At 68.8% G+C, this 20,226-nt stretch carries 16 protein-coding genes; 9 read left to right on the top strand and 7 right to left on the bottom strand.

Annotated features, from left to right (window positions below):
- Window positions 1-96 precede the first annotated feature (96 nt).
- Both TMO_RS13735 and TMO_RS13730 read right to left on the bottom strand, forming a co-directional pair.
- The gene (locus tag TMO_RS13735) at window positions 97-1,635 is read right to left on the bottom strand and encodes an ABC transporter substrate-binding protein (RefSeq protein ID WP_014746239.1); all 1,539 of its coding nucleotides are present in this window, start codon (window positions 1,633-1,635) and stop codon (window positions 97-99) included.
- A gap of 117 nt (window positions 1,636-1,752) precedes the next feature.
- Window positions 1,753-3,600 (bottom strand): ABC transporter ATP-binding protein, encoded by a 1,848-nt coding sequence (locus tag TMO_RS13730; protein WP_041604970.1) that lies wholly within the window; start codon window positions 3,598-3,600, stop codon window positions 1,753-1,755.
- Between the two features lie 344 nt (window positions 3,601-3,944).
- Between TMO_RS13730 and TMO_RS13725 the strand changes: the two genes are divergently transcribed.
- Together TMO_RS13725 and TMO_RS13720 are read left to right on the top strand one after the other, a co-directional pair.
- Window positions 3,945-5,636, top strand: a complete 1,692-nt coding sequence (locus TMO_RS13725) for a CHAD domain-containing protein (RefSeq protein WP_014746237.1) — start codon at window positions 3,945-3,947, stop codon at window positions 5,634-5,636.
- 30 nt (window positions 5,637-5,666) lie between these two features.
- On the top strand, window positions 5,667-6,356 hold the full coding sequence (locus TMO_RS13720; RefSeq protein ID WP_014746236.1) for an O-methyltransferase: 690 nt from the start codon (window positions 5,667-5,669) through the stop codon (window positions 6,354-6,356).
- Window positions 6,357-6,378: 22 nt separating this feature from the next.
- On the opposite strand, the gene TMO_RS13715 is transcribed toward TMO_RS13720, so the two are convergent.
- The 4 genes from TMO_RS13715 to TMO_RS13700 all read right to left on the bottom strand — a co-directional run bounded on the left by TMO_RS13715 (window position 6,379) and on the right by TMO_RS13700 (window position 12,929).
- Window positions 6,379-7,836: a sensor histidine kinase gene (locus tag TMO_RS13715; protein WP_014746235.1), complete on the bottom strand. Its 1,458-nt coding sequence runs from the start codon at window positions 7,834-7,836 to the stop codon at window positions 6,379-6,381.
- An 18-nt stretch (window positions 7,837-7,854) separates the two neighbouring features.
- Complete coding sequence (locus TMO_RS13710) at window positions 7,855-9,315, bottom strand: dihydrolipoyl dehydrogenase family protein (protein ID WP_014746234.1); 1,461 nt, start codon at window positions 9,313-9,315, stop codon at window positions 7,855-7,857.
- A complete protein-coding gene (locus TMO_RS13705; RefSeq protein ID WP_187297782.1) occupies window positions 9,312-10,067 on the bottom strand; it encodes a TVP38/TMEM64 family protein in 756 nt (251 codons plus the stop codon). Before TMO_RS13705 ends, TMO_RS13710 begins: the two co-directional genes overlap by 4 nt.
- A gap of 123 nt (window positions 10,068-10,190) precedes the next feature.
- Entirely contained in the window at window positions 10,191-12,929 is a 2,739-nt protein-coding gene (locus TMO_RS13700; RefSeq protein ID WP_014746232.1) for a cation-translocating P-type ATPase, read from the bottom strand.
- A 175-nt stretch (window positions 12,930-13,104) separates the two neighbouring features.
- On the opposite strand from TMO_RS13700, the gene TMO_RS13695 reads away from it, so the two are divergent.
- From TMO_RS13695 to argB, 7 genes are all read left to right on the top strand, one after another.
- Window positions 13,105-13,599, top strand: a complete 495-nt coding sequence (locus tag TMO_RS13695) for a hypothetical protein (RefSeq protein ID WP_014746231.1) — start codon at window positions 13,105-13,107, stop codon at window positions 13,597-13,599.
- A 200-nt stretch (window positions 13,600-13,799) separates the two neighbouring features.
- Complete coding sequence (gene rpmH / locus TMO_RS13690) at window positions 13,800-13,934, top strand: 50S ribosomal protein L34 (RefSeq protein WP_014746230.1); 135 nt, start codon at window positions 13,800-13,802, stop codon at window positions 13,932-13,934.
- A gap of 49 nt (window positions 13,935-13,983) precedes the next feature.
- Window positions 13,984-14,481 carry a ribonuclease P protein component gene (gene rnpA / locus TMO_RS13685; RefSeq protein WP_014746229.1) on the top strand — a complete coding sequence of 166 codons (498 nt, stop codon included), beginning with the start codon at window positions 13,984-13,986 and terminating at the stop codon, window positions 14,479-14,481.
- Complete coding sequence (yidD, locus tag TMO_RS32245; protein ID WP_014746228.1) at window positions 14,478-14,894, top strand: membrane protein insertion efficiency factor YidD; 417 nt, start codon at window positions 14,478-14,480, stop codon at window positions 14,892-14,894. Before rnpA ends, yidD begins: the two co-directional genes overlap by 4 nt.
- Window positions 14,887-16,593 carry a membrane protein insertase YidC gene (yidC, locus tag TMO_RS13675; RefSeq protein WP_014746227.1) on the top strand — a complete coding sequence of 569 codons (1,707 nt, stop codon included), beginning with the start codon at window positions 14,887-14,889 and terminating at the stop codon, window positions 16,591-16,593. Before yidD ends, yidC begins: the two co-directional genes overlap by 8 nt.
- Before the next feature lie 172 nt (window positions 16,594-16,765).
- Window positions 16,766-17,431, top strand: coding sequence for a ribosome biogenesis GTP-binding protein YihA/YsxC (yihA, locus tag TMO_RS13670; protein ID WP_014746226.1), 666 nt, complete (start codon window positions 16,766-16,768; stop codon window positions 17,429-17,431).
- Window positions 17,432-17,608: 177 nt separating this feature from the next.
- Entirely contained in the window at window positions 17,609-18,526 is a 918-nt protein-coding gene (gene argB, locus TMO_RS13665; protein ID WP_014746225.1) for an acetylglutamate kinase, read from the top strand.
- Between the two features lie 96 nt (window positions 18,527-18,622).
- Here argB and TMO_RS32775 read toward each other — a convergent pair whose 3' ends face one another.
- Window positions 18,623-19,978: a globin-coupled sensor protein gene (locus tag TMO_RS32775; RefSeq protein WP_014746224.1), complete on the bottom strand. Its 1,356-nt coding sequence runs from the start codon at window positions 19,976-19,978 to the stop codon at window positions 18,623-18,625.
- Window positions 19,979-20,226 lie beyond the last annotated feature (248 nt).

Raw genomic sequence — 20,226 nt, 5'->3', positions numbered from 1 at the left:
GTTCAGGCGGTGGCCGGAAACCGGCCACCGAAGCCGCCATTGAGGCGGCGGCCAAGGGTGCGGAGCACCCGCCCGGCAAGGGACTAAACTAACGACTCACTCCACCGTCACGCCGGTCAGGCGGATGCGGTTGTCCGGCGGGGCCACGAAGCCCTTCACCCGCTTGGAGACGCCGTAGATTTCGTTCAGGTTGAACAGCGGCATTTCCAGCGCCCTGTCGGCCGCATAGGCGGCGATGCCGTGCAGCACCTTTTCGCGTGCCGCGGGGTCGGTCATCGACCGCTGACGCTCCAGCAGCGCATCCAGCTTGGGATCGCTGTCATAGGGGTTCCAGCGCTCGCCGGTGTGGTACATCAGATAGGCGGTGTTGTCGTAGTCGAGGGTCCAGCCGCCCCATTTCTGCTGGAACATCGCGCCGGTCTTGCCCTGCGGGATGATGTCGTTCAGCAGCACATTGGTCTCGTAAGGCTTGATGGTGGCGTTGATGCCGACCATGCCCAGATAGCTGGCGACCGCCTGCGACACCTCGGCGAAGGTGGCGTCGTTGCCGCGGATGTCGATCTGCACCTCTGCGCCCGGCTTCACGCCGGCTTCCGTCAGCAGCTCTTTTGCCTTCGCCTGATCGAAGGGCAGCGGCTTCATGTTCGGGTCGTAGCCGAAGGACAGCTCGGACTGGAAGCTGGCGATCTGCTTGGCCTGGCCGCCCAGGATGGCATCGATGATGGTGCCGCGGTCCACCGCCATGATCATCGCCTTGCGCACGCGCGGATCGGCGGTGATGCCGTCGCGGGTGTTGAAGCGCAGCGCATAGACCGTGGGGCTGGTGACGCTGACCAGGTTCAGGTTCGCATCGGCCTTGATGGTGTCGACCATCGAGATCGGGATGGTCGGCGGGATCACCACGTCGACGCGGCCGGCCTGAAGCTCGGCAACCGCGGTCGCGGGCTCGGCGATGAAGCGGTAGGTGACCTTGTCGAGGGCGGGCGCGCCGTCCCAATAGTCGGCGAAGGGCTCCAGCGTGACCGAGACCTTGGGGTCATAGGCGGTCATGCGGAACGGGCCGGTGCCGACCGGATGGGCGTTGATGTAGGCCTCATCATGCTCGGCGGTATATTTCGGCGGCACGATCATCGCGCCATAGCCGGCGAGCTTGGTGATCAGCACCGGATCGGGCTGCTTCAGCACCAGGTCGACGGTGTGGTCGTCGATGACGTTGACCCGGTCGATGACCGCGTAGTTGGAACGCTGCGGGCCCTTCTTGCCTTCCTCGCCCAGCAGGCGGTCGAAGGTGAACTTCACCGCTTCGGCGGTGAAGGGCTCGCCATTATGGAAGGTGACGCCGTCGCGCAGCTTGAAGCGCAGCCGCTTGCCCTCGTCCAGAACCTCCCAGCTGGTGGCGAGCGCCGGGACGATCTTCAGGTCGGGCGTGCGATAGACCAGGCCTTCATAGACGTTGGTCGCCACCGACGACCAGTTGACCAGGAAGGTGTCGATCGGGTCCCAGCTGCCGGGATCCTGGGGGGAAGACAGCGTCAGGGTGCCGGCGGCAGAGGCGGATGCCGCCATGCCGAAGGGCAGGGCCGCCGCCAGCGCCGCGGCCAGCAGCAGGCGTTTCGTGGTCTGGAGATGTCTCATGCGTCGTCTCCGCGTGGAATGCGAGTGGACGTTGGCCTCAGGGCCGGCCCGGTCGGATGGGCAGATCGGGTCGGCTGCTGGTCAGGACGTGGCCCCGGCCCTTGATGCGGGCACGGTTCATGCCGTTTCGGCGACCTTGTGGTCGGGGGCCACGGATGTGAGGGAGAGGATCCGGGGCGCATCGCCGACCCGGCGCACCGGGCTCGGGATCTCGCCGTCGAGCATCGGCCGGTCGGGGCGTCGGGTCGGATCGGCGACCGGCACGGCCGACAGCAGCTTGCGGGTATAGGGATGCATCGGGCGTTCGAACACCGCGGCGCGCGAGCCGATCTCGACGATCTGGCCCAGATAGAGCACCGCCACCCGATGGCTGATCTTTTCCACCACCGCCATGTCGTGGCTGATGAACAGATAGGCCAGCCCCTCTTCGGCCTGCAATTCCATCATCAGGTTGATGATCTGCGCCTGGACAGAGACGTCCAGTGCCGAAAGCGCCTCGTCTGCGATGATCAGCCGGGGTTTCGAGGCAAGCGCGCGGGCGATGCAGATCCGCTGGCGCTGCCCGCCCGAGAATTCATGCGGGTAGCGGTCGGCGAATTCCGGCTTCAGCCCCACCCGTTCCAGCAGTTCGGCGACCCGGCTGCGGATGGCCTTCGCGCCGTCGATCAGCCCGTGGGTGGTGATCGGCTCGGCGATCGAGAAGCCGACGGTCCGGCGCGGGTCGAGCGAGGCGAAGGGGTCCTGGAAGACGTATTGCACCTGGCGGCGCAGCCTGCGGCGTTCATGGGCCGACATCTCAGACATCGGCCGGCCTTCGAAGCGCACCTCGCCGCCGGTCGGGTCCTGAAGCTGCTGGATGGTGCGGCCGATGGTCGACTTGCCCGACCCGCTTTCGCCCACCAGCGACAGGGTCTCGCCCGGCCAGAGATCCAGATCGACGCCTTCCACCGCATGCACCCGATGGGTGACCCGGCCAAGCAGGTTGCGGCGCACGTCGAAGCGCGCTTCCAGCCCGCGCAGGCTCAGGATCGGCGCCTGATCATAGCGGGCGGTGTCCTGGATGCTCTCGACGCCCACCACCCGCGACTGCTCGCCATCCATCACCGTCAGCGGCAGGCGCTTGGGGAAGGGCTCGCCGGTCATGGAGCCGAGCGCCGGCACCGCCGAAAGCAGGGCCCGGGTATAGGCATGGGCGGGGCGGGCGAAGATCTCTTCGACCGGGCCTTCCTCGACCTTGCGGCCGCGCCACATCACCACCACCCGGTCGGCGATTTCGGCCACCACGCCCATATCGTGGGTGATGAAGATCACCGCCATGCCCAGCTTCTTCTGCAGGTCGCGGATGATCGACAGGATCTGGGCCTGGATGGTGACGTCGAGCGCCGTGGTCGGCTCGTCGGCGATCAGCAGTTTCGGCCGGCAGGCCAGCGCCATGGCGATCATCACCCGCTGGCGCATGCCGCCCGACAGCTGATGCGGATAGCGCTTCAGCATCGCGGCGGCATCCGGCAGGCGGACCATCTCCAGCAGCTCCCGTGCTGCGGTCAGCGCCCGGGATTTCGGCAGCCCCTCGTGCAGCATCAGCACCTCGGCGATCTGGTCGCCGACGGTGAAGACCGGGTTGAGCGAGGTCATCGGCTCCTGGAAGATCATCGCGACGTCCTTGCCGCGGATCCGGCGCATCTCGTCCTGGGAGGCGCGGGCGATGTCGACCGGATCCGCCCCCTGGCCGAAGCGGATCTCGCCCTGATCGATGGTGCCGTTCATGTGGTCGATCAACCGCATGATCGCGAGCGAGGTGACCGATTTGCCCGATCCGCTTTCGCCCACGATCGCGAGCGTCTGACCGGGCGCCACCGCAAAGGACACGTCGTCCACGACCCGGTTCGATCCGAAGCGGACGCTCAGGGAGCGCACGTCGAGCAGGGGGCCGTCGAGCTGGTGATCTCGGCTCAGTTGCGTCATCGGTGCTCCCATGAAACCCGGCATCCCGACCCGCCCCGGCCGGATGCATCGCACCGCCCCGTCCTGGCGGTGCTGGCCGGCGTCCGATTGGACACCTCACTCTGACGAAATTGTTTTCCCGACATTTTGTCAATAAATTCTCATCGTTATGTCGCATGTTTCCATTATACGGCGCTCTGCGACCACCGGCTGCGACCCTTCGACGCCATTGCGTGCACTGGCGGACGTGGCCGGCAGCAGGCATAATCGCTTGCGTGTCATGCGGTCCCTGCCCGGTCTCGCAGCCTGCGCCCGTTCCGGCGCATCTCCCCAATCGTTCCGGGTCTCACAGGAAACCTGCCCCCATGCATCGCGTCGAACTCGGGCTGAAATTCGCCCTCGATCCCGCGGGGCTGAAATGCCTCCGGCAGCACCGCGCCCTGCGTGACCTCAGGCTTGCCAAGCCGGTGACCCGGTCGCAGAGCGCGGTCTATTTCGATACCGAAGACAGGCAGCTTCATGACCGCGGCGCGGTGGTGAAGGTGGTCACCATCGGCCGGCGCCATGTGCAGTCGGTGAAATGCGCGATGGAGCCGCCGGCGGGCTCGGCCCTGATCCGGCGCGACGCATTCGAGGATGCGGTGGCCGACGACCGGCCGGACCTCCGGCTGCTGACCGGCACGCCGCTGGGGGTACTGGGCACCGAGACCGAACTTGCCGCTGCGCTGAGGCCGGTTTTCGTCACCGATCTCAGGCGCAGCCTGCACCGGCTGGGTGATGCCGGCTGGGCGGTCGAACTGGTGATCGACGAGGGCAGCATCGCCGACGCCGAAGACCCGGAACACCGGCTGCCGGTTGCCGAAATCGAACTCCGCCTGCTGGAGGGCACGCCCGACCGGCTCTATCTGGTGGCGCTCACCCTGCTCGACCGGGTGCGGCTGCAGCCGCTGCTGCCGCCCAAATCGGAGCGCGGTTTTGCCCTGGTCGCCGGGGCCGCTGCCGCGGACGAGGTGACCGCCGAGAAGGCCGCCCCCGTCGCGCTTGACCCCGACATGACCGCGGCCGAGGGCTTCCGGGCGATCGCCCGCGCCTGTCTGGGCCAGCTGGTCGCCAACGAGCCTGCGGTGCGGGCGGGGCTGCCCGAAGGCGTGCATCAGATGCGGGTCTCCGTCCGGCGGCTCAAATCGGCGCTGTCCACCTTCAAGGAGATTTTCGGCGAGGCGACCGGGGCGACCGTCGCCGACCCGCTGGCGCCGGGTGTCGATCCGGCGCTGCTGACGCCGGGCCACGTTAAGGCGGCGCTGGGCTGGCTGATGGCGGTGCTGGGGCCGGCGCGCGACGCCGACGTCTTTGTGGGCGAAACCCTGACCGGGGCGGAAAAGCTGCTGGGGGCCGGCCCGCTCGCGGCGCTGCGCGGTGCGGTGGAAGACGACCGGCGCGCGGCCTGGGATGCCGTCGCCGCGGCACTCGACGATCCGAAATTCGCCCGGCTGCCCCTGGTGCTGGGCGCCTGGATCGAGGCCGGCCACTGGCTGCCCGATGGCGGCGTGGCGCCGGAGCCCTTCGACGGGCTGGCGCTGTCCGGCGGGGATGCCGATACCTCCGAGGCAGGGGAGGCGCCGGTGGTCCACCTGTCTCCGGCACCCGGTCTGGAGCCGCTGGGGGCCTTTGCGGCCCGCGTGCTCGACAAGCGGCTGCGCAAGGTGCTGCGCCGGGGCCGCGGTCTCGGCAAGCTGGCGCCCGAGGCCCGGCACGAGGTGCGCATCCAGGTCAAGAAGCTGCGCTATGCCTGCGAGTTCTTCGGCGGGCTCGCCACCGACCAGAAGCAGGCGACCCGCTTCGGCAAGCGGCTGAAGGCGTTGCAGGATGCGCTCGGCCTGCTGAACGACATCGCCGTCGCCCGCTCCCGGCTGGAAGAGCTGTCGGCCCGGCCGGCGCTCGCCTTCGGTGCCGGCATGATCGCGGGCGCCCATGCGGCCGGCCAGGACGAGGCCCTGCGCAAGGGGGTGAGCGCCTGGAAACGTTTCGTGAAGGATGCCGATCCCTTCTGGTCCTGATCTTCTCTCCACCCGCGGAGCCTGTGCCCCATGACTTCGACCGACCCCGATCGCTGGCAGGCGGTCGACCTCTGGTTTGCCGACCACCTGCTGCCGGTGGACCCGGCGGGGGAAGCGGCGCTTGCCGCCAATGCCGCAGCCGGCCTGCCGCCCCACGACGTCTCGCCGCTTCAGGCCCGGTTTCTGGGGATGGTCGCGAAGATGGTCGGCGCGCGGCGGGTGCTGGAGATCGGCACGCTCGGCGGCTACAGCACCCTGCATCTTGCACGGGCGCTGGGGCCGGCGGGGCGGGTGGTGACGCTGGAATTCAATCCGCATCATGCCGATGTCGCGCGCGCCAACCTCACGGCCGCCGGGGTGATGGACCGGATCGATCTGCGCGTGGGCCCGGCCCATGATCATCTGCCCGATCTTGCTGCTGCGGTCGAAGACGGGTCCGAGCCGCCCTTCGACCTGATCTTCATCGATGCCGACAAGCCGTCGAACCCGGTCTATCTCGACTGGTCGATGATGCTGGTCAGGCCGGGTTCGGTGATCCTGGCCGACAATGTGGTGCGCGACGGGCGGGTCACCGATCCCGATGGCGATGCCTCGGTACAGGGCGTGCGCAGCTTCACCGGCATGGTCGCGGCCGATCCGCGGCTTGAGGCGACGGTGCTGCAGACCGTGGGCGTGAAGGGCCATGACGGCTTCATGCTGATCCGGGTAGCCTCCGTCTGACATCCGTCTGACAGAGGCGGGGCTACCTGACCGGCAGGTGCAGGGTGAAGCGGGTGCCCTCGGGCCCGGTCGAGTCCAGGGTCAGATCGCCGCCATGGGCGCGGGCCAGATCGCGGGCGATCACCAGCCCCAGCCCGGTGCCGCCCGGCCGGGCTGAGCCGGTGAAGGGCTCGAAGAGATGGGCGGCCGCCTTGGACGGCAGGCCCGGCCCGGTATCGTCGACCCGGATCGCGATCTCGTCCCCGCTGCCGCGGCCGATGGCAACCACCAGCCGGTGGCCGTCGGGCGGCGGTGTGGTCGCCTGCATCGCCTCCAGCGCATTGCGCACCAGATTGGCCAGGATCCGGTAGAGAAGGTCATGGTCGGCCGACACCATGGTGCCGGCCGGTATGGCGCAGGTCCGGGCGATCGGCCCGGGATCGGCGGCCGGCAGCAGCGGATCGTCGGGGGCGGCCGGCGGGTCGGGTTCAACGGTCGCCAGCACCTCGTCCACCACCTGCGCCAGATCGAGCCGGGTTCTGTCGGGGGCCGGCGTCTCGGTGGTGGCGAAGCCCAGGGACCGGCCGCAAAGCGTGATCGCCCGGTCGAGCGCGGTGATCATCGGCGGCAGCAGCCGGCGCACCGCGGGGCTTGCCTCGCGCTCGATCCGGTCGGCATTGAGCAGCGCGGTCGAGAGCAGGTTGCGCAGGTCGTGGTTCAGCCTGGCGACCGCTGCACCCAGCCCCGCCAGCCGGCTTTTCTGTTCCAGCGCCCGGCGCACGCTCTGCTGCATCATCGCCAGTTCCCGCTGCACGATGCCGATTTCGTCGCTGCGCCCCGAGGTCGGCATCATCCGGGCCGGATCTTCCGGCGCCTCGCGGAAGGCGATCACCGCGGCCGCCATCTGGCGCATGGGCCGCACCATCAGCCGTTCGATGGCTGCGTAGAGCAGGGCGGCCACGATCGCCGACAGCACGATGGTCAGGGTCAGGATGCGGATCGAATAGGCGCGCATCTCGTCGCGCAGATCGCGTTCCTGGAACAGCACGTCGACCATCATCTCGGGCGCCATCGGCGCCGGGCCGATCACCTGGATCAGCCGGGGTTCGGTTTTCAGCAGACAGTCGAGCGCATCGCGGATCAGCGTGAACGGGGTCTGCTGGCGCAGATCCACGGTCCGGGCGGCCGGCGCCAGCTCGCCCAGCATCAGATCCGGCCGGCCCGGGCGGCTGAGCGTGACGGCGACAACCATGGAATTGTCGAGCAGCACCTTCTCCAGCCCCGGCGTCACCTCCATGTCGCGATCTTCCAGCGCCAGACTGGCCAGATGGGCCGCGGCAAGCCGGGCCTCCAGGAAGACCAGGCGAAAGCGGGCGATCGAGGGCAGATAGATCAGCACCTCGCCCAGGATCACGAAGATCACGGTCAGCAGCAGCAGCCGGCCCGACAGGCTGTCGACGAAGGGCAGACGAAAACGGCGGCGGGGCCTGCTGTCGGGCATAAGGATCACCCTTCGCGGTCAGGGCAGCCGCAGCAGCAGCCGCACCAGACGGCGGCTGCGGCTGCCGAACAGCAGCTCGGTGAAGGCCTGGCCGGCAGCGCGTTTCGAGGCCTCGGCGCGGGTGGGATAGGCGGTGATCAGCCCGGCCATGGCACCGATCTTCAGCTTCTCGCGGATCGCCAGTTCCCAGCTTTGCAGCAGCTCGCCCGCGCCTTCGCCCACGATCCCGGCGCCCAGAATACGGCCGCGGCGCCCGACCAGAACCTTGACCAGCCCGTCGGTGCGCTCCTCGGTGCGGGCGCGGTCGACCTCGGCGAAGGGCCAGCGCAGCACCCGGATGTCGCCATGTATGGCGCGGGCCTCGGCCTCGGTCGGGCCGACCCGGGCAAGTTCCGGATCGGTGAAGATCACCCGCGGCACCGCCCGGGTCTCCACCCTGGCCGGCAGGCGGAACAGCGCCTGGCGGATCACGATGCCGGCATGATGACCGGCCAGATGGGTGAAGCGCTGCGGTGCCGCGCCATCGATGCCGCCGATGCAGTCACCGATGGCGAAGATCCGGCCATTGCTGGTGCGCAGCCGCGCATCGACCCGGATGCCGCCGGCATCGACCTCGACGCCGGCTGCCGCGAGGTCGAGCCCCTCGGTCACCGGCCTGCGGCCGGTCGCAACCAGAAGCTGGTCGCCCTCCACCACCTGCCCCGCACCGGCGGATCCCGCCAGATGCAGCCGCACCCCGTCGCCGGAACTTCGTGGCCGGGCGGCCACGGCGCGGGCCTGTTCCAGCACCACCACGCCCTCGGCCAGCAGGCGCGCGCGGATCACCGCCACCAGCTCCGGATCCTCGGTCGGCAGCAGGCTGCCCGAGGTGACGAGGGTGACCGCCGATCCCAGCCGGCGATGGGCCTGGGCCATCTCCACCCCCACCGGCCCGCCGCCCAGCACCACCAGATGTTCGGGCTGCATCCGGTCGCTGAAGATGGTCTCGTTGGTGTGGACCACCACCCGCTCCAGCCCCTCGATCGGCGGCAGGGCCGGGCGGGATCCGGTGGCGATCACGAAGCGCCGGGCGGTGACGATCCGGTCGCCCGCCATCAGCCGGTTGCGGTCCAGAAACCGGGCATCGGCTTCGATCACTTCGACGCCCAGGCTGCGGAAGCGTTCGGGTGAATCATGCGGGGCGATGCCGGCGATCACCTGCGCAATGCCGTCCTTCACTGCCCTGAAATCGACCATGGGCGCGGCACCGGAGAGACCCAGCTCCGGCCAGCGCGCCGCCTCGGCCACCGCCCGCGCCCGTGCGATCAGCGCCTTGGAGGGGATGCAGCCGACGTTCAGGCAGTCGCCACCCATGCGATTGCGTTCAACCAGCACCACGCGCGCGCCCATCTGCACGGCGCCTGCGGCGACGCTCAACCCCGCCGCGCCGGCGCCGATCACGCAGATGTCGGTGTCGAGCATCCGCTCGGGGCTGGTCATGGGCGTCTCCGTGCGGCGCGGCGGGCCTTCACATGCGACACCAAAGCCGGCAGCAGGGCAAGCACCGCAAGCCCCGACAGCCCGGCCATGATCTCGACGGTCATCAGATCGGCCAGATCCGGCACCCGGCCCTCGGCGATCACCTGACCCAGCCCCGCGCCCAGCGACACATAGACCAGCGCCCCCGGCACGATGCCGATCAGCGTCACCGCCGCATAGGGCAGAAGCCGCATGCCGAACAGGGCCGGGGCGACATTGACCAGGAAGAAGGGGAAGACCGGCATCAGCCGCAGAAACAGCAGATAGCTGGTGGCATTGCGCCGGAAACCGGTCTCCATGCGGCAGAGCTTCGCGCCGGTATGGCGCAGCATCAGCGGCCGGAGCGCGCCGCGGGCTGCGAGGAAGACCGTCACCGCGCCGGCGGTCGCCGCCACCAATACGATGGCGAGGCCCAGCTGCACGCCGAAAAACACCCCCGCCGCCAGGCTCAGCAATGCAGCACCCGGCAGCGAGATGGCGACCGACACGGCATAGACCAGGCAGAAGCCGGCGATCGCCGCCAGCGGATGGGTCTCGATCAGCCCGGTGATCCGGTCGTGATGGCGGGTCAGGGCCTCGAGCGTCAGCTGATGATGCAGCCCGCCGGCCAGCGCCAGCGCCAGGGCAGCCACCAGGATCGCGAGCGGCAGGCAGCGCAGCAGCGGGCGGCGGCCATCTGTCTCGGGATCCCGGGGGTTGCGGCACATGGTCATCGGCGGCGGGTCCATCGGCGGGCGGCCGGGATGGTCGCCCCTCATCCAGATGTAGCGACCGCCCGACCCGCCCGCCAATAAACTTGCCGTGATCGCCGCGCGAGCCCGGTCTGCGCCGGTGGATCAGTGCCGGCGGGTTATCAGCCGCGTGATGCGCTTTTCGATCTCGATCACCGCGAAGAGGGAGACACCGGCGCCGGTGGCGATCAGGATCTCGACCGGGCCCAGCGGCACGGTCTGGAACAGCCGGTTCATCGGCGGCCACCAGGTGAAGGCGGCCTGGGCGGCGACGGTGACGGCGATGCCGGTCAGCACCGCCCGCGTGCCCATGATGCCGGTCAGCGTCAGCGAGGGCCCGGCCATGTAGCGCACGGCGAAGAGATAGAAGATCTCCATCGCCACCACCGCATTCACCACCAGGGTCCGGGCTCCCTCCAGCCCCAGCCCGCGCGCCTCGCCCAGATGGAAGACGGTGAAGGTGCCGATGACGAACAGAAGGGACACGAAGCCGATCCGCCAGAACAGGAAGGGCGTCACCAGCGGCGCATCGGCGGCGCGGGGCGGCCGGCGCATGGCGGCGGGCTCGGTCGGCTCGAAGGCGAGCGTCAGGCCAAGGCCCACGGCGGTGATCATGTTGATCCACAGGATCTGCACCGCGGTCAGCGGCAGGGTCAGGCCCAGGATGATGGCGGCCACGATCGCCATGGCCTCGCCGCCATTGGTGGGCAGGGTCCAGGCGATCACCTTGCGCAGATTGTCATAGACCGTGCGGCCCTCGCGGATCGCCGCCACGATCGAGGCGAAATCGTCATCGGCCAGCACCATCTGCGCCGCCTGCTTGGCTGCCTCGGTTCCCTTGTTGCCCATGGCGACGCCGACATCGGCGCGCTTCAGTGCCGGGGCGTCGTTGACGCCGTCGCCGGTCATCGCGACCACGGCGCCTTTCGCCTGCAGGGCCTCCACCAGCCGCAGCTTGTGTTCGGGGCTGACCCGGGCGAAGACCTGGCGCTCGTGGGCAAGCTTCGCGAAGGTCTCGGCATCGGCGGCATCCAGCTCGGCACCGGTCGCCGGCGGATGGGTGACGTCCATGCCCATGTCGCGGGCGATGGCGGCGGCCGTGACCGCATGATCGCCGGTGATCATCTTGACCTTGATGCCGGCGCTGCGCGCCGCGGCCAGCGCTTCCACCGCCGCCGGGCGCGGCGGATCGATCATGCCGACCAGGCCCAGCAGCACCAGCCCCTGGCCGATCTCGCCCGCGGCGGGCATTCCGGCGCCTGCGCTCAGGCGGCGGGCAGCGATCGCCAGCACTCGCCGGCCGCGCCCCGCCAGGGCCTCGACTTCGGCCTCCCAGGCCGGCCGGTCGATCGGGCGGGTGCCGATCCCGGCATCGATGCCGATGGCTTCCGCCTCGCACAGGCCGATCAGCACTTCGGGGGCGCCCTTCACGCAGAGCAGCGGCCCGGGATCGTCGGTGCCGGCATGCAGGCTCGCCATCCAGCGATGGCGGCTGTCGAAGGGGATCAGCCCGATCCGCGGCCGCGCGGCGCGGGTCTGGTCCGGGTCGAGCCCGGCCTTGGCGGCCAGGCGCACCAGGGCCGCCTCCATCGGGTCGCCCTCGACCCGCCAACGGCCCTCTTCATCGGCGAACAGCCGGGCGTCGTTGCAGAGCAGCCCGGCCAGGGCGAGATCGGCAAGCACGGCCGCCGCCGCGGTGGCGGGGTCCTCGCCGGCCTCGGTCGCAACCCGTCCGTCGGGATCGTAGCCATGGCCTTCGACCGCAAGCCGCCCCTCGGCCAGCACGCAGTCGCGCACCGTCATCTCGTTCGCGGTCAGCGTGCCGGTCTTGTCGGAACAGATCACCCCGATCGCGCCCAGGGTTTCGACCGCCGGCAGGCGGCGCACGATCGCGCGGCGCCGGGCCATGCGCTGCACGCCGATCGCGAGCGTGATGGTCATGACCGCCGGCAGCCCCTCGGGGATGGCCGACACCGCAAGCCCCACCACCGCCATGAAAGCGTCGTCGAAGGCATAGCCGCGCAAGCCCACCGCCACCGCGAAGACCACGGCCGACATCGCCAGGATCACCGCCGACAGCCGGCGGCCGAATCCGGCCATCTGGCGGACCAGCGGGGTCTCCAGCGTCTCCACCGTCTCGATCATCCGGCCGATCCGGCCGATTTCGGTGGCGGAGCCGGTGGCGACCACCAGCCCACGCGCCTGGCCGGCCGTGGTCATGGTGCCGGAATAGGCCATGCAGACGCGGTCCGCCAGGGCGGCCTCGGGGTGAGTGGGGGTGGTGGATTTGGAAACCGGCACCGACTCGCCGGTCAGTGCGCTTTCATCGACATGCAGCCCGGCTGCATCCAGCAGGCGCAGATCGGCGGGCACCCGGTCGCCGGCCTCGATCAGCACCACATCGCCCGGCACCAGTTCGGCCGCATCCACCCCCACCCGCACGCCGCCGCGCAGTACCGCCGCCCGGGGTGCGATCATGTCGCGGATCGCCGCCAGCGCCTTTTCGGCCCGGCCTTCCTGAACGAAGCCGATCACCGCGTTGATCACCACCACGCCCAGGATCACCCCGGCATCGACGTAATGGCCGAGCAGGATGGAGATCGCGGCCGAGACCAGCAGGACATGGATCAGCACGTCGCGGAACTGGCCGGCGATCCGGGCGATCAGGCTGCGCCCGGCCTTGGCCTCCAGGCGATTGGGCCCGAACGCGGCCAGGCGGCTGGCGGCCTCGTCGCCCGCCAGGCCGTCGGCCCGGACATTGAGGGCTGCGAGGGCCGTCTCCGGGGGCACCGCGTGCCAGGCGGTCTCGGCGATGGTCAGGGGGCCGGGGCTCTGTCTGGTCATGATCGCTCGGTCGTCCACGGGAAGTGAGGGGGGGATGGGCGCGTCGCCTGAACGCCAGGATAGCATGATGCAGTGCAGCATCTCCCGCTTTGATCCAGGGCAAGTCGCCGCACTTGCCCGCACCGGGCGAAGCCGCCACACTCGGCCCACAACCGGTCCATACTGGAGAACCGCCATGCGCCCGGGGCTCGTCGCCGGCCTTCTTGCAGGCCTCGTCACCGCCGCCTGCTCGCCCCATGATTTCGGCACCCGCTCCACCCTCGGGCGGGTGGAGCACCGCTATTATGTCGGCGACCAGCCCACTGCCGACGGCATGGGGCCGGTGGTGATGTCGCTGGAACCCGCGGATCGCGACTGCGCCGAGGCGCGCCACTGGTCCTATCGCTATCCGGATGATCATTTCGCGGGCTATGGCTATGCGATCCGCGACGGCCGCGGCCGTGCCGCCAATTTCTGCCCGCCGCTCACCGCCATGCGGCCGCTGCCCCAGGCGGCGCCCGACCTCTCGGGCCGGGAACTGCTTGCCCTGCATGCCGCCCGCGCCGCCCGCGCCGACGAGCGCATGCGGGAAGACCGCCTGTTCGAACTGGACGACCTGCTTGCCCGCGGCCGGATCGATGCCGACTACCATGCCCGCCGGCGTGCCCAGCTGCTGAGCGGGGACTTCTGAGGCTTCGGCAACCCACCGCGCGGCAACAGATGATCGTGGCCCTCGCTTGCGATTGACAGGCAGGGGGCGTGCCCGTATAAGCCCGTGGTTATTCGGGTTTCGCCGGCAGGCGCGGCCCGCCCGGCGCGTGCGTGACCCGCATGAAAAGGCGCCGGTATCGGGGCCTCAGTGCCGGTCACAGCAGATATGGAGTTCCTACCGTGAAGCGGACTTATCAGCCGAGCAAGCTCGTTCGCAAGCGCCGTCATGGCTTCCGGTCGCGCATGGCGACCGTGGGCGGCCGCAAGGTGCTGGCCAACCGTCGTTCGCGCGGCCGCAAGCGCCTGAGCGCCTGACCGGACCGTCTTCGTCGGGCCGCGCACCCCGGACCGTTCGGTTCCGGCGGTGGCGCGGCCCCGATCGTTCGAGGGCCGGGTGGTGAAGGCGGGTGCAGCCGGGTTGAAGCGCCGCGGTGAGTTTCTTGCCGCTGCGCGCAGCGGGATGAAATGGGCGACGCCGGGGGTTGTGGTGCAGGCCCGTCCTTGGACGGCGGCCGAACGCGATGCCCGTGCCGCCGAACGGATTTCGGTCCGCGTCGGCTTCACCGCCAGCCGCAAGGTCGGCAATTCGGTGGCGCGCAACCGGGCCCGCCGGCGCCTGCGCGCAGCGGTCGATGCCTGCATCGCCGATGCGATGCCGGCGCATGACTATGTGCTGATCGCGCGCACCCAGACCGTCGACCGCGACTATGACCGCCTGCTGGCCGATCTTGCCGAAGCGCTGCGCAAGGCGCCGCGGCCCAGGCGCCCCCGGCGCGGTGGAGAGGATGGCGGGAAGGTGCGGCCGGCCCCGGCCGCCGGGGCTGTGGTTTCCGCAGGCCCGGCGGGAGACGGCGACGCATGAGCGGCCATCTCCATCACGCCGGTTGCGGCTGTCCGGTCGTGCCGGCCGAAGGTCGGTCGGGCCATGACGAGAGTCGGTCGGGCCCGGGCGATCGCGGTTCCCGCGCCACCGGTCGCAAGCCCCGGCAGGGCATCGTCAGTCGTGGCCTCGCCATGCTGATGATCGTCTTCGTCCGGGGCTATCAGCTTGTGATATCACCCTATCTGCCGCCGCGATGCCGGCATCTGCCGACCTGTTCGGCCTATGCGATCGAGGCGGTACAGCTTCACGGACCCGTCCATGGCGCCTGGCTGGCGCTCCGGCGGATCCTGAGGTGTCATCCGTGGGGGACGTCGGGCTACGACCCGGTGCCGCCGCGCCCCGGATCCGGTGCTGAGCCAGGCGCCGGCAAATCAGGTGAGGCCGATGCCTGAACAGCGCAACCTGATGATCGCGATGGTCCTGATGATCGCGATCCTCTTCGGTTACTACCTCCTGGTCCCGCAGCCGAAGCCGCAGCAGCCTGCCGAAGCCGTGTCGACCGAAGCCCCGGCGACCGCCGGCGGCTCGGCGCCCTCGGCCCCCGGTGCGACGCCTGCGGCCCCCGCGCCGCTCGACCGCGAAGCGGCGCTGGCCCGTGATCCGCGGGTGAAGATCGATGCGCCGCGCGTGTCGGGCTCGATCAGCCTGGAAGGCGGCCGGATCGACGATGTCGCCCTGGTCGACTATCACGAGACGGTCGATCAGACCTCGCCGCGGATCGAGCTGCTCTCGCCGCTCGGCACCAAGGCCGCCTATTACACCCAGACCGGCTGGGTCGCCTCATCCAACGACGTGAAGCTGCCGGGCGCGGAGACGGTCTGGACGCCGGCCGACGACAAGCCGCTGACGCCTGAACATCCGGTGACGCTGACCTGGGACAACGGCCAGGGGCTGGTGTTCGAGCGCCAGATCGCGATCGACGCCAACTATATGTTCACCGTCACCGACAAGGTGACGAACACCGGCGACGCGGCGGTCACGCTCTACCCCTATTCGCTGGTCTCGCGCAGCGGCACGCCGCAGACGCTCGGCTACTACATCCTGCATGAAGGTCCGCTCGGCGTCGTCGACGGCACCCTCAAGGAATACAAGTACAAGGATCTGGCCGAACAGCAGCAGCCGGTCTCGGCCAGCTCGACCGGCGGCTGGTTCGGCATCACCGACAAGTACTGGCTGGCCGCCGTGATTCCTGATCAGTCCGAGGCGGTGACCGCACGCTTCGGCCATTCGGTGGTCGGCACCACGCCCAAATATCAGGTCGACTATCTGGGCAGCGTCCGCGAGGTCGCACCCGGTGCGACCGCCAGCACCGTGTCGCGGGTTTTTGCCGGCGCCAAGGAACTGGACGTTCTGGATGGCTATGGCGACGCACTCGGCATCAAGAACTTCGACCTGGCGATCGATTTCGGCTGGTTCTACTTCCTGACCAAGCCGATCTTCCTGGTTCTGCTCTGGATCGAGAGCATCGTCGGCAATCTCGGCATCTCCATCCTGATCCTGACGCTCTGCACCAAGGCGCTCTTCTTCCCGCTTGCCAACAAGTCCTATGTGGCGATGAGCAAGATGAAGAAGCTGCAGCCGGAACTGGTGAAGCTGCGCGAGCGCTACAAGGATGACAAGGTCCGTCTCAATCAGGAGATGATGGGCCTCTACAAGAAGCAGAAGGTCAATCCGGCCGCCGGCTGCCTGCCGATCCTGGTCCAGATCCCGGTCTTCTTCGCGCTCTACAAGGTGCTGTTCGTGACCATCGAGATGCGGCACAAGCCCTTCTTCGGCTGGATTCACGACCTGTCGGCACCCGACCCGCTCTACATCACCAACCTCTTCGGCCTGCTGCCCTATACCCCGCCGCACTTCCTGGCGATCGGCATCTGGCCGGTGCTCATGGCCTTCACCATGTTCCTTCAGCAGAAGCTGAACCCCGCGCCGGCCGATCCGACGCAGGCGAAGATCATGATGTTCCTGCCGGTGATGTTCCTGTTCCTGTTCGCGGGCTTCCCCGCCGGTCTGGTGATCTACTGGACCTGGAACAACCTGCTCTCGATCGGTCAGCAGTGGCTGATCATGCGGCGGATGGGCGTCAAGGTCTGACGACGTCCGCCATCACCCGAACCATCCGAGGAGTGCCGGAGATGAACGCCGGACCAGATCAGACGCGGGACGGCGGTCCCGACATCTCCCCGGAGACCGTTGCGACCACCCCGACCCCGGCCGCGGAAGCGGCCGGGGTTCCGGTTTCGGGGGGGCTGCGTCCGAACCGGACGTGATCGATCTCGCAACCGATGCGCTGGATCCCGACCTCGTACAGGCCGGGCGGACCCTCCTGCTCGGGCCCGTCTCCTTCGTGATGGGGGCTGCCAGCCTGCGCGATCTGCCGCCCGACGAACTGCCCGAGATCGCCTTTGCCGGCCGGTCCAATGTCGGCAAGTCGAGCCTGATCAACGCGCTGACCGAGCGCGGCAACCTGGCCCGCGTCTCGAACACCCCCGGCCGCACCCAGCAGCTCAACTTCTTCCGCTTTGCCGACCGGATGATGATGGTCGACATGCCCGGCTATGGCTATGCCGAGGCGCCCAAGGCCATGGTCAAGGCCTGGCAGAAGATGGTGTTCTCGTATCTGCGCGGCCGCAGCAATCTTGCCCGGGTCTATGTGCTGATCGACGGTCGCCACGGCGTGAAGGAGAACGACCGCGAGGTGTTCAAGCTGCTCGACGATGCGGCGGTGAGCTATCAGGTGGTCGTGACCAAGGCCGACAAGGAAAAGGCGCCGGTGCTGGCGAAGCGGCTGCAGGCGATCGAGACCGAGCTGCGCCGCCATGTGGCGGCCTATCCTGAGGTCATCGTCACCAGCAGCCGCAAGATGCGCGGCATGGAGACGCTGCGCGCCGCGATCGCCCGGCTGCTGCTCGAAAACAATCAGGGCGGCTGAACCATCGCCCCGGACGTCGCGCATTTTCCGGGGGCGTCGCGCATTTTGTCGTCATCCGGCGGTTTTCGCGCCGCCCGGTTCGGCGTATGGTCCCGGCTTGGAAAAGGCCGGCCCCTCAGGGGCCGGCCGTCACGAAGCTTGGGCCTGCCACCCGCAGTCTTTCAGGAGCGCCGCCGCATGAGCACCTCCAAGACCCCCAATTCGATCTCGGACACCAAGCACTGGCTGCGGACGGCCGCGACGATTTCGGACGCGCTGCCCTATCTGCGCCGTCATTCCGGCAGCACCTTCGTCATCAAATATGGCGGCCATGCCATGGGTGACGAGAGCCTGGCCGAAACCTTCGCGCGCGACATCGTGCTGCTGAAGCAGGTGGGCATCAACCCGGTGGTGGTCCATGGCGGCGGGCCGCAGATCGGCCAGATGCTGGAGCGGCTGAAGATCACCTCCAGCTTCGTCGACGGGCTGCGCGTCACCGACAAGGCGACGGTCGAGGTGGTCGAGATGGTGCTGGCCGGCTCGATCAACAAGCAGATCGTGGGCGCGATCAACGCGGCCGGCGGCACCGCCATCGGCATCTGCGGCAAGGACGGCAACCTGATCCGGGCCGAGAAGCTGCGCCGCACCAAGCGCGACCCCGACAGCAATATCGAACGGATCCTGGATCTGGGCTTCGTGGGGGAGCCGACCGAGATCAACGACAAGGTCATCACCACCATCGCCCAGTCCGACATGATCCCGGTGATCGCGCCGGTGGGCGTCGGTGCCAAGGGTGAGACCTTCAACATCAATGCCGACACCGCGGCCGGCGCCATCGCCGCCGCCGTCCAGGCGCGCCGGCTGCTGATGCTGACCGACGTGCCGGGCGTGCTCGACAAGGAAGGCAATCTGATCTCGGATATGAGCGTGGCCGAGGCCCGCCGCTACATGGCCGACGGCACCATCACCGGCGGCATGATCCCGAAGGTCGAGACCTGCATCGCCGCGGTCGAGGGCTCGACCGAAGCGGCGGTGATCCTGGATGGCCGGGTCGCCCATGGCATGATGCTGGAGACCTTCACCCATCGCGGCATCGGCACGCTGATCCACGCCTGAGGGCTGATCGCGACGGGGCTCCGGGGCTGGAAAAAGAAGGGAGGCGCCGACGGATCGGCGCCTCTCTTTTTTGGCGGCAGCAGAGTTTGCGACCGGTCAGGAGGTCTTGCGGACCTCGTCGAGGAAGGCGTCCACCGCCTGGCGCAGATGCTGCGACTGGTCGGTCAGCATCGCCATGGCCGTGTTCACTTCGCCGGCCGCGGCGCGGCTGGTGCCGGATCCGGCTTGCAGCCCGTCCATCAGCTCCGACACGCGGTGATTGCCCCGGGCGGCATCGGCCACGGCACGGGCGATTTCGCGGGTGGTGGCAACCTGTTCCTCGACGGCGGCGGCCACCGAGGTCGAAATGGCGTCGATCTCGCCGATGCCGCTGGTGATGGCGCTGATCGCCTCCACGGCGTCACGCGTCGCCTGCTGGACCTGGGCGATCTGGCGGCCGATATCGTCGGTCGCCGTGGCCGTCTGGTTGGCCAGGGTCTTCACTTCGCCCGCGACTACAGCAAAGCCCTTGCCGGCCTCGCCGGCCCGCGCCGCCTCGATCGTGGCGTTGAGCGCCAGAAGATTGGTCTGCTGGGCGATGCTGCTGATCAGCGTGACCACCTCGTCGATCCGCTGGGCGGTCTCGGCCAGGGTGCGGACCACTGCATCGGTGCGCTTTGCATCCTCCACTGCGCGGGTCGCCATGGCGGCAGACTGTGCCACGCGGCTGCCGACCTCGGCGACCGAGGCCGCCAGTTCCTCGGTGGCGCTGGCCACGGCCTGGACGTTGCCGGCGGCATCACGGGCGATGTCCGCGGCCTTCGACGCGTCGTCGAGCGCCCGGACCGCTGTCTCGGCCATGCGGCGGCTGGCGGCATCGGCATCCTGGGACGCCTGGCCCATGGCCGAGACCACGCGCCCCATCTGGCGATCGAAACTGCCGGCCAACCCCTCGATCACCTGGGCGCGCTTCGACGCTTCGGCTTCGGCATAGGTCTCCAGCAGAAGTTCCAGATCCAGCCAGGCGATTTTCGACAGGGCCGTGGCGAAGGCGGCATCGCCGTTGCGGCGCCGGTTGTGGCCGAACAGGCCGCCGCCGGTTCCGGTGGCGGAGATGTCCTCGATGATGGCGCGCGAGACCGTGGAATGACAGATCGCGACCGCATAGCCCGGCACACCATGGTCGTAGAAGGCCGAGGCGAGGCTGCGGGCCGAGGCGGCGAAGCCGTTGTCGATCTGGCCGCCGGCGGCCCGGCTCCAATGGGCCAGACGAATGGCGTGAACCTCCGGATCCTTTAGCGCGGCCTGAATTTCGGGCCAGGGTGCGAAACGCACGTGCAGCGCATCCAGCAGGGCAGGAAGCCGCTGCTGAACCCGCGGCCGGTACGCGGCCAGAGCGTTCAGATCGTCATCGGTCAGGTCAAAGGCCGCACAGCGGCGGCGCTCATCGTCGTCAAGCGTCTGGAGGCTCATGGGGCCCGGTCCCGTCTCGCAACTAGAAGGTCTACCCTATCGGCCGGTGCTGAGATCGTTCGACGCCGCAACATGACAAGGTCGATGTACCGATGTCATGAGAAAACCGTCGGCTGTGGCGATTTGCCCATAGTCTCACCAGGAGATCAATTCATGATGATCTCAACCAGTTCTCGAGGCGCGAAGGGGTGGTCGTTCATGAGGGTGGTGAGATCTATCTAACACCAGAAAACTTGCTAGAAAATGAA

It is taken from the genome of Tistrella mobilis KA081020-065 (assembly GCF_000264455.2).
Classification (GTDB): Bacteria; Pseudomonadota; Alphaproteobacteria; order Tistrellales; family Tistrellaceae; genus Tistrella; species Tistrella mobilis.
This window is presented reverse-complemented; position numbering and strand designations above follow the sequence as displayed.

What these genes read in the sequence shown, in the direction of transcription:
- TMO_RS13705 (WP_187297782.1), bottom strand. Translation starts at nt 10,067, where the DNA reads ATGACCATGTGCCGCAACCCCCGGGATCCCGAGACAGATGGCCGCCGC.
- TMO_RS13725 (WP_014746237.1), top strand. Translation starts at nt 3,945, where the DNA reads ATGCATCGCGTCGAACTCGGGCTGAAATTCGCCCTCGATCCCGCGGGG.
- yidD (WP_014746228.1), top strand. Translation starts at nt 14,478, where the DNA reads ATGAGCGGCCATCTCCATCACGCCGGTTGCGGCTGTCCGGTCGTGCCG.
- TMO_RS13720 (WP_014746236.1), top strand. Translation starts at nt 5,667, where the DNA reads ATGACTTCGACCGACCCCGATCGCTGGCAGGCGGTCGACCTCTGGTTT.
- TMO_RS32775 (WP_014746224.1), bottom strand. Translation starts at nt 19,978, where the DNA reads ATGAGCCTCCAGACGCTTGACGACGATGAGCGCCGCCGCTGTGCGGCC.
- TMO_RS13710 (WP_014746234.1), bottom strand. Translation starts at nt 9,315, where the DNA reads ATGACCAGCCCCGAGCGGATGCTCGACACCGACATCTGCGTGATCGGC.
- TMO_RS13715 (WP_014746235.1), bottom strand. Translation starts at nt 7,836, where the DNA reads ATGCCCGACAGCAGGCCCCGCCGCCGTTTTCGTCTGCCCTTCGTCGAC.
- TMO_RS13700 (WP_014746232.1), bottom strand. Translation starts at nt 12,929, where the DNA reads ATGACCAGACAGAGCCCCGGCCCCCTGACCATCGCCGAGACCGCCTGG.
- TMO_RS13735 (WP_014746239.1), bottom strand. Translation starts at nt 1,635, where the DNA reads ATGAGACATCTCCAGACCACGAAACGCCTGCTGCTGGCCGCGGCGCTG.
- TMO_RS13695 (WP_014746231.1), top strand. Translation starts at nt 13,105, where the DNA reads ATGCGCCCGGGGCTCGTCGCCGGCCTTCTTGCAGGCCTCGTCACCGCC.
- TMO_RS13730 (WP_041604970.1), bottom strand. Translation starts at nt 3,600, where the DNA reads ATGACGCAACTGAGCCGAGATCACCAGCTCGACGGCCCCCTGCTCGAC.
- argB (WP_014746225.1), top strand. Translation starts at nt 17,609, where the DNA reads ATGAGCACCTCCAAGACCCCCAATTCGATCTCGGACACCAAGCACTGG.
- yidC (WP_014746227.1), top strand. Translation starts at nt 14,887, where the DNA reads ATGCCTGAACAGCGCAACCTGATGATCGCGATGGTCCTGATGATCGCG.